This is a genomic window from Streptomyces sp. sk2.1 (assembly GCF_008120935.1).
Classification (GTDB): domain Bacteria; phylum Actinomycetota; class Actinomycetes; order Streptomycetales; family Streptomycetaceae; genus Streptomyces.
Map to the genome: position 1 here is coordinate 226,735 of NZ_RDBO01000033.1, position 15,076 is coordinate 241,810.

16 protein-coding genes are annotated in these 15,076 nt (G+C 72.5%); 12 read left to right on the forward strand and 4 right to left on the reverse strand.

Annotated elements, in window-relative coordinates; translation table 11 throughout:
- Nucleotides 1-48 precede the first annotated feature (48 nt).
- Nucleotides 49-1,305 (reverse strand): sugar ABC transporter substrate-binding protein, encoded by a 1,257-nt coding sequence (locus EAO76_RS13090; protein WP_222872154.1) that lies wholly within the window; start codon nt 1,303-1,305, stop codon nt 49-51.
- Between the two features lie 226 nt (nt 1,306-1,531).
- Between EAO76_RS13090 and gcvPA the strand changes: the two genes are divergently transcribed.
- The 6 genes from gcvPA to EAO76_RS13120 all read left to right on the forward strand — a co-directional run bounded on the left by gcvPA (nt 1,532) and on the right by EAO76_RS13120 (nt 7,963).
- Nucleotides 1,532-2,911, forward strand: coding sequence for an aminomethyl-transferring glycine dehydrogenase subunit GcvPA (gene gcvPA / locus EAO76_RS13095; RefSeq protein ID WP_148836098.1), 1,380 nt, complete (start codon nt 1,532-1,534; stop codon nt 2,909-2,911).
- Entirely contained in the window at nt 2,908-4,506 is a 1,599-nt protein-coding gene (gene gcvPB, locus EAO76_RS13100; protein WP_262375433.1) for an aminomethyl-transferring glycine dehydrogenase subunit GcvPB, read from the forward strand. Before gcvPA ends, gcvPB begins: the two co-directional genes overlap by 4 nt.
- The gene (locus EAO76_RS13105; protein WP_222872155.1) at nt 4,503-5,708 is read left to right on the forward strand and encodes an NAD(+)/NADH kinase; all 1,206 of its coding nucleotides are present in this window, start codon (nt 4,503-4,505) and stop codon (nt 5,706-5,708) included. The genes gcvPB and EAO76_RS13105 overlap by 4 nt, the downstream gene beginning before the upstream one ends.
- Before the next feature lie 36 nt (nt 5,709-5,744).
- Nucleotides 5,745-6,491, forward strand: coding sequence for an SDR family NAD(P)-dependent oxidoreductase (locus tag EAO76_RS13110; protein ID WP_148836099.1), 747 nt, complete (start codon nt 5,745-5,747; stop codon nt 6,489-6,491).
- A gap of 48 nt (nt 6,492-6,539) precedes the next feature.
- Entirely contained in the window at nt 6,540-7,181 is a 642-nt protein-coding gene (locus EAO76_RS13115; protein WP_148836100.1) for a GntR family transcriptional regulator, read from the forward strand.
- 164 nt (nt 7,182-7,345) lie between these two features.
- Nucleotides 7,346-7,963 carry a hypothetical protein gene (locus EAO76_RS13120; RefSeq protein WP_148836101.1) on the forward strand — a complete coding sequence of 206 codons (618 nt, stop codon included), beginning with the start codon at nt 7,346-7,348 and terminating at the stop codon, nt 7,961-7,963.
- Between the two features lie 27 nt (nt 7,964-7,990).
- Here the strand turns inward: EAO76_RS13120 and EAO76_RS13125 are convergent, their stop codons facing one another.
- Nucleotides 7,991-8,551 carry a hypothetical protein gene (locus EAO76_RS13125; protein ID WP_262375434.1) on the reverse strand — a complete coding sequence of 187 codons (561 nt, stop codon included), beginning with the start codon at nt 8,549-8,551 and terminating at the stop codon, nt 7,991-7,993.
- Between the two features lie 419 nt (nt 8,552-8,970).
- Between EAO76_RS13125 and EAO76_RS13130 the strand changes: the two genes are divergently transcribed.
- From EAO76_RS13130 to EAO76_RS13145, 4 genes are all read left to right on the forward strand, one after another.
- Entirely contained in the window at nt 8,971-9,900 is a 930-nt protein-coding gene (locus EAO76_RS13130) for a serine hydrolase domain-containing protein (RefSeq protein ID WP_262375435.1), read from the forward strand.
- Nucleotides 9,901-10,035: 135 nt separating this feature from the next.
- Entirely contained in the window at nt 10,036-10,329 is a 294-nt protein-coding gene (locus EAO76_RS13135; protein ID WP_148836103.1) for a helix-turn-helix transcriptional regulator, read from the forward strand.
- On the forward strand, nt 10,326-10,712 hold the full coding sequence (locus tag EAO76_RS13140) for a VOC family protein (RefSeq protein ID WP_148836104.1): 387 nt from the start codon (nt 10,326-10,328) through the stop codon (nt 10,710-10,712). Before EAO76_RS13135 ends, EAO76_RS13140 begins: the two co-directional genes overlap by 4 nt.
- Before the next feature lie 301 nt (nt 10,713-11,013).
- Nucleotides 11,014-11,373 (forward strand): peptidoglycan-binding domain-containing protein, encoded by a 360-nt coding sequence (locus EAO76_RS13145; RefSeq protein ID WP_222872156.1) that lies wholly within the window; start codon nt 11,014-11,016, stop codon nt 11,371-11,373.
- Nucleotides 11,374-11,540: 167 nt separating this feature from the next.
- Here the strand turns inward: EAO76_RS13145 and EAO76_RS13150 are convergent, their stop codons facing one another.
- Nucleotides 11,541-12,743, reverse strand: coding sequence for an erythromycin esterase family protein (locus EAO76_RS13150; protein ID WP_148836105.1), 1,203 nt, complete (start codon nt 12,741-12,743; stop codon nt 11,541-11,543).
- Between the two features lie 58 nt (nt 12,744-12,801).
- On the opposite strand from EAO76_RS13150, the gene EAO76_RS13155 reads away from it, so the two are divergent.
- A complete protein-coding gene (locus tag EAO76_RS13155; protein ID WP_148836106.1) occupies nt 12,802-13,536 on the forward strand; it encodes a TioE family transcriptional regulator in 735 nt (244 codons plus the stop codon).
- 60 nt (nt 13,537-13,596) lie between these two features.
- Here the strand turns inward: EAO76_RS13155 and EAO76_RS13160 are convergent, their stop codons facing one another.
- The gene (locus EAO76_RS13160) at nt 13,597-13,806 is read right to left on the reverse strand and encodes an MbtH family protein (protein ID WP_148836107.1); all 210 of its coding nucleotides are present in this window, start codon (nt 13,804-13,806) and stop codon (nt 13,597-13,599) included.
- Nucleotides 13,807-13,971: 165 nt separating this feature from the next.
- Here EAO76_RS13160 and EAO76_RS13165 point away from each other — a divergent pair, with 165 nt between their 5' ends.
- Complete coding sequence (locus EAO76_RS13165; protein ID WP_148836108.1) at nt 13,972-15,063, forward strand: alpha/beta hydrolase-fold protein; 1,092 nt, start codon at nt 13,972-13,974, stop codon at nt 15,061-15,063.
- Nucleotides 15,064-15,076: the final 13 nt, after the last annotated feature.

The following is a 15,076-nucleotide window of genomic DNA, read 5'->3' on the forward strand; positions in this document are numbered from 1 at the left end:
CGGGCGGGGGCGACCGGCCGCTCGGGGGCGGTGGTGACGGCCATCGGGCTACTTCATCCTCTCGCGGCCGGTGGCCGCGGCGATCTGCCGTGCCGCCGATTCCAGGGAGGCGCGCGGGTCCTTGCCGCGGAGCGTCGTACCGGTGACGGCGGAGACCATGATGTCGACGGCCTTGGCGTCGTCCTTGGTGTACTCGACCGGCGGGATGTTGCGGGCGAGCCGGGCGAACACGTCGAGGACCGGCTGCCCGCCGAAGTACTCCTGGCCGGCGCTCAGGTACGGGTCCTCCAGCGCGGGCAGGTAGGCGGGGAAGAGGCCCTCGCGCTTGAGCATGGAGACCTGGTTGGCCCGGTCGGTGAGCACGAACTCGATGAAGTCCCAGGCCAGTTCGGGGTTCTTGCTCTGGGCGGGGACGCAGAGGGTGGAGCCGCCCTCGTTCGAGGTGCGGGGGCCGTCGGCGGTGAAGCCGGGCAGCGGCACCACGCCGAACCTGCCCTTCAGTTCCGGCATCTCCTCGGTGAGGGTGCCGGTCCACCAGGCGGCGGTGGGCGTGGTGGCGGCCTTGCCCTCCTTGGTGCCGGTGACCAGTCCGCTCCAGCCCTTCTCGTAGTCGACCAGGCCCCGGTCGTGCAGGGTCTTCATCAGGGTGAGGGCCTTCACGGCCTCGGGGCTGTCGACCGCGACCCGGCCGTTCCTGAAGTAGGACTGGCCCTGCTGCTGGAGGAGCATGGGCAGGATTCCGGTGTCGGTGGTGTCCATGATGAGCAGCTTGTGGCCGGTGGCCTTCTTGATGCGGACACCCGCCTCCACGTAGTCGTCCCAGGTGAGGAGCTTTTGCGGGTCGACCCCGGCGGCGCGGAAGTGGTCCTTGCGGTAGTAGAGCGCGCAGGGTCCGATGTCCCAGGGCAGGGCGAAGACCTCGCGGTCCGGACCGGTGACGGTGCGCCAGGAGGCGCGGTCGAAGTCGCCCCCGTAGCGGCCGCCGAGGCTGCTCAGGTCGTAGAAGCCCCGGGGGAAGTTTCCGGTGTAGCGGGGCAGTTGGGTGCCCCCGATCGTGAGGACGTCGGCGAGCCCGGAGCCGCCGCGCAGACCCACGGTGATCTTGTCGGCGGCGTTGTCGTAGCCGATGTCGGTGACGTCGACGGTGGTGCCGGGGTGGCGTTCCTCGAAGGCGCGGGCGAGGCGTTTCAGGGCGTTGGCGGCCACGTCCCACGACCAGACGGTGATCTTCCCGCTGACCTTGCCCCGTTCCTCCTTCTTCCCGCCACCGATGTCACGGGCGTCCCCGCCGCCCGTGCCCCCCATGGCGCATCCGCTGACCAGTGACGATGCCGCGGTCGCGAGACCCGCTGCCAGAACAACCCGTCGGGTGGGCCGTGTTGACACTCTTGCCTCCTGGAGCCTGAATGCCTAATGCTGTATTCAGAACACTGAATGACGGAGCTTCCCGTCAAGAGGTGTACACCCAAAGACTTTCGTTGCTGTGGTTCATGACCGGCCCGGCCGGGCCGGCTCACGCGAAAGGCGCGGCATGACGTCACCCCAGGACTTCGTCCACCCCTACATCCCCAACGCGGTCCCTGCCGTGCGGCAGGCGATGCTCGCGGAGATCGGCGCGGCGAGCGTCGAGGACTTCTACGCCGACATCCCGGACGGCATCCGGCTGCACCGCCCCCTCGACCTCCCGGACCCGCTGCGTTCGGAAGCCGAACTCACCCGCCACATGGAGGGGTTGCTCGGCCACAACACCTCCACCCGGCAGGTGCTCAGCTTCCTCGGCTCCGGCTGCTACCAGCACCACGTGCCGGCGGTCGTGGACGAGGTGGTCAACCGCAGCGAGTTCCTCACGGCGTACGCGGGCGAGCCCTACGAGGACCACGGCCGCTTCCAGGCGTTGTGGGAGTACCAGTCGATGATGGCCGAGCTGCTCGACGTCGAGGTCGTCAACGTCCCGGTGTACGACGGCTTCCAGGCCGCAGGAACCGCCCTGCGCATGGCCGGCCGGATCACCGGCCGCCGCCGGGTGCTCGTCGTCACCGCGATCGACGCCGACAAGCTCTCCCGGGTGTGCGACTACGTGCGCCCCGACCACGACGTGGTGGTGGTCCCGGTCGATCCGGGCACCGGTTGCGCCGATCTCGCCGCGGTGCGCGGGGAGCTGGCCGCCGGTGACACGGCGGCGGTGTACGCGGACATGCCGTCCGCGCTCGGCATCGTCGACGAGGCGCTGCCCCGCCTCGCCGAACTCGCGCACGACGCGGGGGCGCTGTTCGTCGTGGGCTGCAACCCGATCGCGCTCGGCGCGCTCGCGCCGCCCTCCGCGCACGGCGCCGACATCACCTGCGGCGACATCCAGCCGCTCGGCATCCACCAGAGCTTCGGCGGCGGCAACGCGGGCTTCATCGCCACCCGGGACGAGGAGAGGCTGGTCGCCGAGTACCCCTCGCGGCTGTTCGGCCTCGTGCCGACCGCCGTCGAGGGCGAGTACGGCTTCGGTGACGTCGCCTACGAACGGACCTCGTTCGCGCTGCGCGAGGAGGGCAAGGAGTGGGTCGGCACGGCCGCCGCGCTGCACGGCATCGGCGCCGGGGTCTACCTCGCGCTGATGGGGCCGCAGGGCATGCGGGAGATCGGTGACACGATCCTCGCGCTCACCGCGTACGCCCGCGGCCGGCTCGCCGAGGTGCCCGGCATCGAGGTCCCGTACGGCGACGCCCTGCACTTCGCCGACTTCACCGTCCGCTACACGGGCGGCAGGACCGCCGCCGAGATCCGCGCCGCGCTGAAGGAGCGGGGCATCTTCGGCGGTGTGCCGACCGGCGAGCACGAGGCCGCGTACTGCGTCACCGAAGTCCACACCAAGGCCGACATCGACCGGCTCGCCGCGACCCTGGAGGAGATCGTCAAGTGACCGCCCCGCACACGCCCGTGTCCGTCTCCCCCGATCAGGCGCGCATCGCCGGCAAGCCCGGCCTGCGCCGTTTCCGGCAGGCGTCCTGGGACGAGGAGCTGATCTTCGAGCTCGGTTCGCCGGGTGAGCGCGGTGTCCTCGTGCCGGCCCCGGACCCGTCCGTCCCGGCGGCCGAGGTGCCCGCGGCCCTGCGCCGGGCCGAGCCGCCCGCCCTGCCGGAGATGTCCCAGCAGCAGGTCCTGCGGCACTACCTGCGCCTGTCGCAGGAGAACCTGGGCGCCGATCTCAACATCGACGTCGGCCAGGGCACCTGCACCATGAAGTACAGCCCCAAGGTCAACGACCAGTTCGTCCGCGACCCGCGGATCGCGGCGCTGCACCCGCTCCAGGACGAGGACACGGTCCAGGGCGTCCTCGGCATCATCCACGGCCTGGAGCAGCTCCTGAAGGAGATCTCCGGCATGGACCGGGTCTCGCTCCAGCCGGGCGCCGGTTCCGCCGCGATCTACACCAACGTGGCGATGATCCGCGCGTACTTCGCCGCCCGCGGCGAGCTGGAGCAGCGCGACGAGATCATCACGACGATCTTCTCCCACCCGTCGAACGCGGCCTGCGCGAAGACCGCCGGCTTCAAGGTCATCACGCTCCACCCGGACGCGGACGGCTACCCGGACATCGAGGCGCTCAGGGCGGCGGTCGGCCCGCGCACGGCGGCGCTCCTCATCACCAACCCCGAGGACACCGGCATCTACAACCCGCGCATCGAGGAGTTCGTGCGGATCGTGCACGAGGCGGGCGGCCTGTGCTCGTACGACCAGGCCAACGCGAACGGCATCCTCGGCATCACCCGGGCCCGGGACGCGGGCTTCGACCTGTGCCACTTCAACCTGCACAAGACGTTCTCGACGCCGCACGCGTGCGGCGGCCCGGCGGCGGGCGCCTGCGCGGTCACCGAGGAACTCGCCCCGTACCTGCCGCGCCCGACGGTCGAGAAGGACCCGGGGACGGGCAGGTACCGGCTGGACGACGACCGGCCCGAGTCGGTCGGCAAGATGCGGCCGTTCTACGGGGTCGTGCCGAACCTGGTCCGCGCGTACGCCTGGATCATGTCGCTCGGCGCACCGGGGCTGCGGGCCGCCGCGGAGACGGCCGTCCTCAACAACAACTACCTGCTCCACAAGGTGCGGCAGATCCCCGGCGTCTCGGTCCCCTACGCGGCGGGGCGCCCGCGCGTCGAACAGGTCCGCTACAGCTGGGAGAAGCTCCACCAGGACACCGGCCTGCACTCCGAGGACCTCGGCCTGCGCGCCGCGGACTTCGGTACGCACTACTGGACCAGCCACCACCCGTACGTCGTGCCGGAACCCATGACGCTGGAGCCGACCGAGTCCTACACCCGCGCCGACCTCGACGAGTACGCGGCGATCCTCGCGGAGGTCGCCCGGGAGGCGTACGAGGACCCCGGGACCGTCCGTACGGCGCCGCACCGCTCGACCATCCACCGGGTCCGCCCGGAGGCCCTGGACGACCCGGCGGTCTGGGCGGTCTCCTGGCGCGCCTACCGCCGCAAGGTGCTCGGCGGGGCCGAGCGGTGAGAAGGGTCGGTCTGGTGGTCAACCCGGTCGCCGGTCTCGGCGGCCGGGTGGGCCTGGGCGGCACCGACGGCCCGGACCGGCTCCGCCTGGCGCGCTCGCTGGGCGCGCTGCCCTCGGCGGGGGTCCGGGCCACCGCCGCCCTGGGTGAACTGGCGGCGCGTTCGGGGCGGTCGACCGGGGGCGGGGACCTCGCGCGGTCCGGGGCACCGGGCCCTGCCCCGGCCGGTTCCCCACCGGACGCCGGTCTCTTCGTCGTCACCGCCGCCGGTCCCCTGGGCGCCGACTCCGTGGCCGCCGCGGGGCTCACGGGGCGGGTCGTGTACGCCGCCGGGGCCGGGCGGGACACCTCGGCCGCGGACACGGACGCCGCGGTGCGGGCCGTCGTCGCCGAGGGCGTGGACCTCCTGCTCTTCGCGGGCGGCGACGGCACCGCGCGGGACGTGCTCGGCGCCCTCGACGGGGCCTCCTGCCCGGTCCTCGGCGTGCCGACCGGGGTGAAGATGCACTCGGCCGTCTTCGCCGTCGGCCCGCGCGCCGCCGGCGAGGTCGCGGCGGCGTGGCTCGCCCGCGGGGGCGGCGTCCGGCTGCGGGACGCCGAGGTGATGGACCGGGACGAGGGCGCCCTGGGCGAGGGCCGTGTCACCTCACGGCTGTTCGGCTGGCTGCCGGTCCCCGACGTACCGGTCCGGGTTCAGCAGCGCAAGACGGGCAGCACCGTCACCGCGCCCGACGCGGTCGGCGGCATCGCGGCCGATGTCGCCGAGCGCGTCGGGGACGGGCTGCTCGTGCTCGGCCCCGGCACCACCACCCGGGCGGTCGCGGCGGCACTCGGCGCGGACACCTCCCTGACCGGGGTCGACGTGCTCCGCCTGCGGCCGGACCGGCCGCCGTGCGTCGTGGCCCGCGACGCGGGCGAGGCCGCCCTCCTCTCGGCCGGCCCCGCCTGGATCGCCCTCTCCCCCATCGGCGGCCAGGGTTTCCTCCTCGGCCGCGGCAACCAGCAGATCTCGCCGCGCGTCCTGCGCGCGGCGGGCGGTCGCGAGCGCCTGCTCGTGCTGTGCACGGAACGGAAACTGGCCGCGCTCGGCGGCCGTCCGCTCCTCCTCGACACCGGCGACGACGCGCTCGACGCGGAGCTGTCCGGCTACCTCCCCGTCATCACCGGCAGGCGGCGCACCTCGCTGTACCGCCTGACTGGATGACCCGCACCTCTTCCCCTCTTCCAGAAGGAGCCCAGGATGATCTCCCTTGAAGGCAAGCGCGCCATCGTGACCGGTGGCGGAGCCGGGATCGGCCGTGCCACCGCCCAGGTCCTCGCGGAGCTCGGCGCCCGTGTGGTGGTCGCCGACATCGACGCGGACGGCGGCGAGCGCACCGCGAAGGACACCGGCGGGGTCTTCACGCGCTGCGACGTGTCACGACGCGAGGACTGCGAGGCCGTGGTGCGCACGGCCGAGGAGCGGTTCGGCGGGGTGGACGTCCTCTTCAACAACGCCGGCATCATCCGCCGCTCCACGGTCTGCGAGATCACCGAGGACGACTGGGACCTGGTGATGGCCGTGAACATCCGCTCGGTGATGCTGATGAGCCGGCTCGTGATCCCCGGGATGGTGGCCCGGGGCGGCGGCTCCATCATCAACACCGGTTCCGGGTGGGGCATCCGCGGCGGCGGCCGGGCCGTCTCGTACTGCGCGTCGAAGGGCGCCGTCGTCAACATGACCCGTGCCATGGCCATCGACCACGGCCCCGACAACATCCGCGTCAACTGCGTCTGCCCCGGTGACACGGCGACCGGGATGCTCGCCGAGGAGGCCCGCCAGCTCGGCGAGAGCTCCGAGGCGTTCTACGCCGACGCCGCCGACCGGCCGCTCGGCCGGATCGGGCAGCCCCGCGACATCGCCCGGACCGTGGCGTTCCTCGCCTCCGACGCCTCGGCGTTCCTGAGCGGGGCGATCATCCCGGTCGACGGCGCCGGTACCGCGTGATCTGCCGGTAGCGGATAATCGACCGGACCGAAGGGAGGGCAGCCTCACATGCCAATCGAAAACCGCCCGCTGCGCGAACAGGTCAAGGAGGAACTGATCAAGCGCCTGGGGCGCGGCACGATCGCGACCAACTCACCGATCAACGAGGGGCAGCTCGCCACCGAACTCGGCGTCAGCCGCACACCGCTGCGCGAGGCGCTGATCACGTTGGAGCGCGAGGGCGTCATCACCAGCGAGCGCGGCAAGGGCTTCCGCTTCACGCCGCTCAGCGCGCAGGAGTTCCGGGACCTGTCCGCGATCGTCGCGACGCTGGAGGCGCTCGCCCTGGAGTCCAGCGATCCCGGGCACCTGGCGGAGATCGCTCCCCGCCTCCTGGAGGAGGCACGCGCCTTCTCGGCCCCGCAGGCGCCGCACGACGTCATAGAGCGTTACGACGACGCGTGGCACGACCTGCTCCTGTCCGGCTGCACCAACGACCGCCTGATGAAGCTGATCACCTCCCTGAAGGTGACGATGCACCGCTACGAGCGGGTGGCGCTGGGCGACCAGGACGTCCTGGAGCGTTCGGCGATGGAGCACGAGCGGATCGCCGAGTGCCTGCAGCGCGGCGACCTCGACGCGGCCGTCGCGGCGCTCAAGGAGAACTGGAACAGCGGGATGCACCGCATCCTGGAGCATCTGAAGGACTGACCGCGGGCGGCGGGCCCGCCGTCGCAGCATGAACACGGCGACGGCGGGCCGGGAACACCGGAACCCGGCCCGCTGCGCCTCACCCGCCGCATTGGCCCCGAGGAGGGGCCCTCGCCGCCGCAACTCCCTCGCGCCGGCCGGGAGGTGCGGATAGGTTGACGGCCGTGGACACCGAATGGACCTGGGCGCACTACAGCGACGACAACCCGTCCTCCGCACCTCTGAGCACCGGTGAGGACTACCCCACCGAGGCGGCGGCCAGACAGGCGCTCGCCCACCACATCGCCGCGCTCGGCTCGCCGCACACCGAGGAGGCACTTCAACAGCTGCGCTCCGCGCCGACGGGGCAGAACGTCGTCCTCGTCGTCCCGGACGCCGTGTTCACCACCAGGTTCGCCGGAATCCCCCACGAGGACCCCCGGGGGCGGAACCCCGAGGCACGGCCCGCCGGGTCCGCAGGTTCGCCCCGGACGGGTTCCGGCGGCCGTGACGAGGTCGAAGCGCTCCGGCCGGTCGACTCCGGCAGGGCGCGCATCAGGCCCAAGGACGTGCCCGTACCCATGCGGGTCGAGGGCTACCTGATCGGCCTGTGCGTCGCCGCGGGCTTCCTGCTGACCGGGACCGGCATCAGGGCGTGGGCCCGGCCGGAGAGCAACGTGGCCAGTCCGGTCCTCCTGCTTCCCGGCCTCGTCCTGTTCTTCGGCGCCTTCTGGTGGACGTCGAACTGGCGCCGCCGCGCCGCTGCCCGTCTCGCCCGGGCGGGCCGCGCCGGGCGACGATGAGCGGGAGCGGGCCGGGCGTCGAGCGGCTCAGTCGTGGAGGGTGACGCCGGGCAGCGGGTGGCCCGCGGTGTCGAACAACGCGGCTCCGCAGTCGCAGTGTTCACCGGCCAGGGTCTGGTCCGCCGGAAGTTCCCAGACCAGCATCTGCGCGCAGTCCGGGCAGTTCAGGCTGACCAGGGTCTGCTCGGGTTCCGAGCCCCAGGCCCGTACCGGGACGCCCTGGTGCGTCAGCCCGGCCGGCTCGTGCCCGTCGGTCAGCGCGACCATCACCTCGTAGGCGTCGGTGCCGCTGTCCAGCACCACGAGCGTGCAGCCGAGATGTGCCAGCACACCGGCCAGATGATCGAGCTGGCGGACCGGGACATCGCCCCGGCGCAGGGCCGGGTCGGCCTCGGCCGCCCGCTGGACGGCACTCGTGTCCACGTCCGCCGGGTCCGCCCCGAAGGCCCGTACCCGACCGGCCACGAACTCCGCCAGCTGCCCCGGATGGTCCTCACCGGTCCAGTCCATCACGAACAACACACTGTCGGCCTGAACCCCCCGGGCCCGCTCGTCGGGGGTCAGGACTGTTTCTTCCAGCTCTGTCACGGCGCTCACGCTACCAACCACCGGAAGCCGTCATGCCGTTGCCACCGCCACCGCCGTGCGGGACGGGCACTCGACGGCTCGGGGCCGGTCCGGGGTCGTGGTCGGGGACCGGTCCGGGACGGCCCCGATGCCCGGGCGTCCGCCCGCCGACAACGTGGCGGCATGAACACAACGCACATGTCACGAAGGGGTTCTGTGGGCACCGCCCTGGCGGGGGCCGGGGCGGTGGCCGTCACCGCGGCACTCCCCGGGCGCGGCCTCGCCGCCGCGCCCGCGCCGCTTCCGCCGCTGGACCCGGCCGCCCTGCGAGCGGCGACCTGGGACACTCGCCGTCGACCGCGGCCCAGTTACGCGTGGGCGGGACGGCCGGACGCCGGTACGGCGCCTCGGGCGTGGCCGACATCAGGACGGGGCGACCGGTGGAAACGCGCGACAGGATCCGGATCGGCGGCATCACCGAGGTTTTCGTCGCCACCGTGGTGCTGCGACTCGTGGCGGAGGGCCGGGTCGCGTTGGACGCGCCGGTACGGGGCGTCCTGCCGGGACTGCTGCCGGCCCGGTTCTCCCCCGTCACCGTGGCGCACCTGCTGAACCACACCAGCGGGCTGCCCGACCACGTCGGCGTCCCGGAGCCGAAGACCGTGCAGGAGGTGCTCCGGCACCGCTTCGACCGCTGGACGCCGCGGGAGTGGGTGGCGACCGCGACGCACGGGCCGCTGAAGTTCGCCCCGGGCACCCGGCAGAAGTACCGCGGCATCAACTACGTGCCGGCCGCGCTGATCATCGACGAGGTCACCGGCCGCCCGTACGGGGAAGCCGTCGCGGCCCGCGTCCTCGGCCCGCCGGGTCCGGCGCGCACCACGGTGCCCGGCGACGATCCGCGCGTCCGCGGACGGCATGTGCACGGCTATCCGGCGGAGGCCGACGGCCGGCTGCGGGACGTCACCGTGTACGACCAGAGCCCCTGCCGCGGCGAGGGCGACATGATCTCCACCACGAAGGACCTCGATCGGATGCTCGTCGCGCTGTTCTCCGGCGAACTGCTGCCGCCGGAGCTGCTGGAGCCGATGTTCACCCTGCCGCCCGAGGAGGTGCGCATGCTGGACGGCTCCCCCGCCCGCTACAGCACCGGGCTGCAACGGGCCACCGTCAGCGGCGTCGCCCTCTGGGGCAGGACCGGCGAGACGTACGGCTACAAGAACGCCGTGTTCTCCACCCGTGACCAGCGGCGCCGCTTCGTGCTCGCCCACCATCCGACGGCCGTCCGCGGCGACGAGGAGGGCCGGGTGGCCGCCCGGGTCGCCGACCTGCTCTCCCGCGACCCGAGCACGGGGAGGCGGCCCGCCTGAGGCGTGCGTGCCCCCGTGAAGGGCTCCGGGGGCGGGAGAGGCGTGGAGGAGGGCGTGGATCACCGGGACGGGTCCGGCGGGTGACGGCAGCCGCCCGACTTGATAGGCAAGTCGATGCTTGCCTATGGTTCGGTCATGGCGGACGATGTCTTCAAGGCACTGGCCGACCCCACCCGCCGGCTCATCCTCGACGAGCTGACGGAGCGGAACGGCCAGACCCTGTTCGAGATTTGCTCACGGCTGGTCACCAAGCATGGTCTGGGGCTGTCCCGTCAGGCGATCAGTCAGCACCTGGCCGTACTCGAATCCGCGGGCCTGGTCCTCTCCCGCCGCCAGGGCCGCTACAAGTTCCACGACCTGAACACCGAACCCCTCGAACACATCGTGGCCCGGTGGCTCGGGCCCGACACACCGGAGAGCACCACATGAGGATCCACATTTCCAGCGTCTTCGTCGACGACCAGGACAAGGCCCTGCGCTTCTACACCGACGTGCTGGGCTTCGTGAAGAAGCACGAGGTCCCCCTGGGCGAGGACCGCTGGCTGACCGTGGTCTCACCGGAGGACCCCGACGGGACCGAGCTGCTGCTGGAGCCCGACGGCCACCCCGCCGTGAAGCCGTACAAGACGGCCCTGGTGACGGACGGCATCCCGGCCGCCTCCTTCGCCGTGGACGACGTGCGGGCGGAGTTCGACCGGCTGCGCGGGCTCGGGGTGCGCTTCACCCAGGAACCGCTGAAAATGGGACCGGTCACCACTGCGGTTCTGGACGACACCTGCGGCAACCTGATCCAGATCGTGCACAGCGAATAGGGCTTCCCGCGTGGAGGTGGCGGGGCCCCGTCAACATCCGGCCAGTCTCGCCGCCGGGCCGTTCTCGAACTGACGTCGGGAACAAGTGCGGGAAGCCGGGGCACGCCGCCCCGCAGCGGTGCACCCCGGGCCCGGCCTCGAACACACGGACCGGTCCGCCTACGCCGCCCCCGCCCGGCGGGCGGCACACGATGCAGGGCCGCTGGCCGAACTTCGTCCCGGCGTTCTCGACAGAGAACCTTCGCATCCTTACAGTCGCAAAATGTCACACATAGTGATCATTTGAGTGGGGGAAGGTGCCATGAAAAACCGGATCATGTCCGTCCTGGGTGCCGCTGTACTCGCCGCCGGATTCCTGGGGGTCGGCGCGCCATCGGCCGGCGCCGCGCCCGGAGGCTGCGCCCACGTCTCGTCGACCCATCGCCCGACCGTTCAGTACGGCAATACGGGAGTGGCGGTGAAACAGGCCCAGTGCCTGTCGAACATCTGGGGCGGCGTTCCCAAACTGGGCGTCGACGGCGCCTTCGGCAGCAAGACACGCGCCAAGATCAAGTGGATCCAGGGGTGCCACGGCCTGACCAAGGACGGAATCGTCGGCGCCAGGACCTGGAACGTCCTCTACCACCCCGCCCTCGACTGCTACGACCCCTACCCGGGATAGGACTTCGCCGGACGACCGGGGCCCCGCCCGGACCGCTGTCGGGCGGGGCCCCGGTCCGTCCCGCCTCCCGCACGCGCCGGAGGACCCCGAAGAGGAGTGCGTGCGGAACACCGGGAAAGGCGTGCGCGGAACACCCGTGCCGAACACGGCGACCCGGGTGTCAGGCCCTATCCCCGGGGTACGTCCTTGACGAACACGATGCCGTCGCTGCCCGCCAGGTGGGCCGGGTCGAACGGGGCGTAGCCGAACCAGGGGGACACGCGGGGCGCGGGCAGTGCGTCGCCGAGGGCGGCGGCCAGTCGCGCGGCGTCGACGACACAACGGTCCTCCGGGAGCGCGTACAGGAGCCCTTCGAGGGTGTCCGGCGGCGGCACGTCCACACCCCGGTGCCGGATCGTGCCGAGGGCCGTGGCCACGAAGGCGTACTCCTCGCCGAGCCGGGCGCCCGCCAGCGCTCCGGCGCTCCACCATTCCACCGGCCCCTCCCACATCCGCATCGAGCTCTTCTCCCGCTGGAGGTGGGAGTTCTGGGCGTGGACGAGCACCGGGCCCCGCTCGGCGAGGGCGAGGAGGTTGTGGGCCATCATCTGGTCCCGCAGGCCCACCAGCCGGGTCATGCGGGCCGGTGAGGTGTCGGCCATCCAGTGGTGGTAGCGCAGCAGACCGGTCGCGGTGCGCCCGTACAGCCGCAGCCGGTCCCCTTCGTCCTGCGGGACCGCCTCGATCAGGTGCGGTGCCTGCGCGTCGAGCAGTGTCACCAGGTCGTCGGCGATCAGCCGCAGCCGGTCGGCATCGGCCGACCGTCCCACGGAGCGCGACGGGTCCATCATCGCGGCGGGCTCGGTCCACCGGTCGTCGGGGCCGAGCAGTCGGTCGAGCGTTTCCGCGGTGCAGGGGAGCAGGTCCGCGTCCACCCGGGCCGAGAGGTGGTCGTGCAGTGCGGTGAGGGTCCGCCGGGGGCTCTCGGCGGCGGTGATCTCCAGCGGGCCGTCGAAACCGGCGAAGCGGACCTGATCGGAGGCGGGCCGGCCGTCGTTGTGGTCGCGCATCCAGCGCACGAGCTCGCGGTTGCCCGCGTGGGCGCCCCAGCCGTGGCTGAATCCGTGCTCCATGACCTCGTCGAGCGCGCCCGCGCCCGAGGTGACGTACTCGTCCACGACCAGGCCCCTCATGCAGTCGCTCTCGACCGTGATCGTCCGGTAGCCCTCCTGCTCGACCAGTTGCCGGAAGAGCTCGTTGCGCAGACCCAGCAGGGTGTCCTCGCCGTGGGTGGGCTCGCCCAGGGCGAGCATCCGGGGCCGGTTCGGGAGCAGCCCCATGACGGCGGCGGCCTCGACGGCATGGACGGTTTCCTTGATGTCGGTTGCCATGCCCTGAACGGTATCGTTGAACCTTCGATTGAAACTTTTACGCGATACAGGCGGTTCGATGGGACGAAAGCTTCAAAGTCGTGAACGCCTCCGGCCGATCGACCTGGCGCGCGGGCACGGTCTGTCGACGCAGGCCGTCAGGAACTACGAGGAGGCCGGCATCCTTCCGGCCGCCGACCGCACACCGCACGGTTACCGCACCTACGCCCCGCTGCACGCGCGGGCCCTGCGCACGTTCCTCGCCCTGGTGCCCGGCCACGGCCACCGGACGGCGACGTCGATCATGCGGGCCGTGAACCGGGGCGAGGCCGACGAGGCGTTCCGTCTCATCGACGAGAGCCATGCCCAACTGCTCGACGACCGGCGGACGCTCCGAGCCGTGGAGAACGCCCTGCGCGACCTGACGTCCGCCCCCGGGCCCGAACCCGGCACCACGGCGCCCCGATCCGGCGGCATGTTCGTCGGGGCGCTGGCGGGGCGGCTCGGAATCCGGCCCGCGACGCTGCGCAAGTGGGAACACGCCGGGCTGCTGCACCCGCGCCGCGACCCGCTGACCGGGTACCGCGTCTACGACGAGGCCGACGTGCGGGATGCCCTGATGGCCCATCAACTCAGGCGGGGCGGCTACCTGTTGGAGCAGATCGCCCCACTGATCGCCCGGGTGCGGTCGGCGGGCGGACCGGGGCCCCTGGAGGCCACCCTGCGCGACTGGCACGACCGGGTTTCCGCGCGCGGACGGGCGATGCTGGCCGGGGCCGCCGAGCTGGAGGCGTACCTCCACGAGCACGACTGAGGCCCCTGCCGCCCGCCGGGGACGGCGAGCCCCGACCGCCCGTCCGCCGGTCGCGCGGGGTCATTCGGTGGCGGCCGCGAGGGACCGGGGACGCAGGTCGGTCCAGTTGGTCCCGACGAAGTCCAGGCACGCCTCCCGGGTGTTCTCGCCGAGGGCGACCGTCCATCCTCCGGGAACCTCGGCGAAGGACGGCCAGAGCGAGTGCTGCCCCTCGTCGTTCACCAGGACCAGGAAGCGGCCTTCGGGGTCGTCGAACGGGTTGGTGCTCATGCGTCGGTCCCTCCTCGGGGTGAACACACCGGCGACGAAACCCTGATGACCGCCCGTCAGTCCGGCGTACCGGAGCCCCGCACCGGGAAGAAGGTGAATTAGGTTAGGCTCACCTAATGCATGACGAGCCTAGTCGCTCCCCCTCCCCCTCACAAGGAGACGTTCATGCACATGGCGGAGGAAGCCCTCGCCGCGTTCGGACCGCCCGGTGAACCGGGCACCGACGCGTTCTGGGCGGCGGCGCGGACGCCCGTTCCGATGCCCGCCGACGACGGTGGCTGGCCGACCCTGTTCCTGTGGCGCGGCTCCCGGGCCGTCATCGAGTTCGAGAGCTGGTCCCCACCGGTCCCCCTGCGCCGGTGGGGCGCCACGGACTGCTGGTACGCCCTGGTGCGCATGCCGGCGCGGCTGCGGGTGACCTACCGGATCCTCTCGGACGGCGCGGCACACGCCGATCCGTTCAACCCGGTCGGTGCCGGCGGCGACCGGTCCATCGCCGCGACCCCGGACGCCCCGGCCCAGCCGCACTGGCCCCCGATCGGCGCCGACGACGTCCTGCCGCTCCCCCGCACCCGGCTCCGCTGGGCGGGCGGGCGGCTCGGCGGGCGGCGACGCACCGTGCGCGTCCATCCGGTGGGCGGCGGCGGTCCGGTGGTCCTGCTGCTCGACGGGGACGACTGGCTGTACCTGCACCCGGCCATGACCGCCTTCGAATCGGCCGTCGCCGCCGGTGACATGCCTCCCGTCACCCTGGTCTTCCTTCCGGCCGGGGACCGGCAGGCCGAGTTCGGGTGCCGGCCCGAACTGTGGGAGGCGGTCCGGGACGAACTGCTGCCGCTGGTCGCGGAGTCCGGCGTACCGGCCGATCCGGACCGGCTGGTGGTCGCCGGGCAGAGCCTGGGCGGACTGGGCGCGCTGTACGCGGCGCTGGAGTTCCCGGACCTGGTCTCGCGCGTCGCCTGCCAGTCGGCCTCCTTCTGGTGGACGCCCGGCGCCGCTGACCTGGCGGACCCCCTGGGCGGCCCGGTCGGGGGCACCGTCGCCGCGCGTCTGCGGCGGGACCCCGACCTGTCCGGGCTGCGGTGCGCGTTCGACGTGGGGGAGCACGAGACGCGGATGCTGCCCCACTGCGAGCTGACCGAGACCCTGACCGAACGGGCCGGTGCGACCGTACGGGTCTCCCGGTCGGCCTCGGGGCACGACCGGGCCGGCTGGCGGCACGCCCTGCTCAGGGATGTCGCCTGGGCGCTGGCCTGAACCGGCCGGGCGC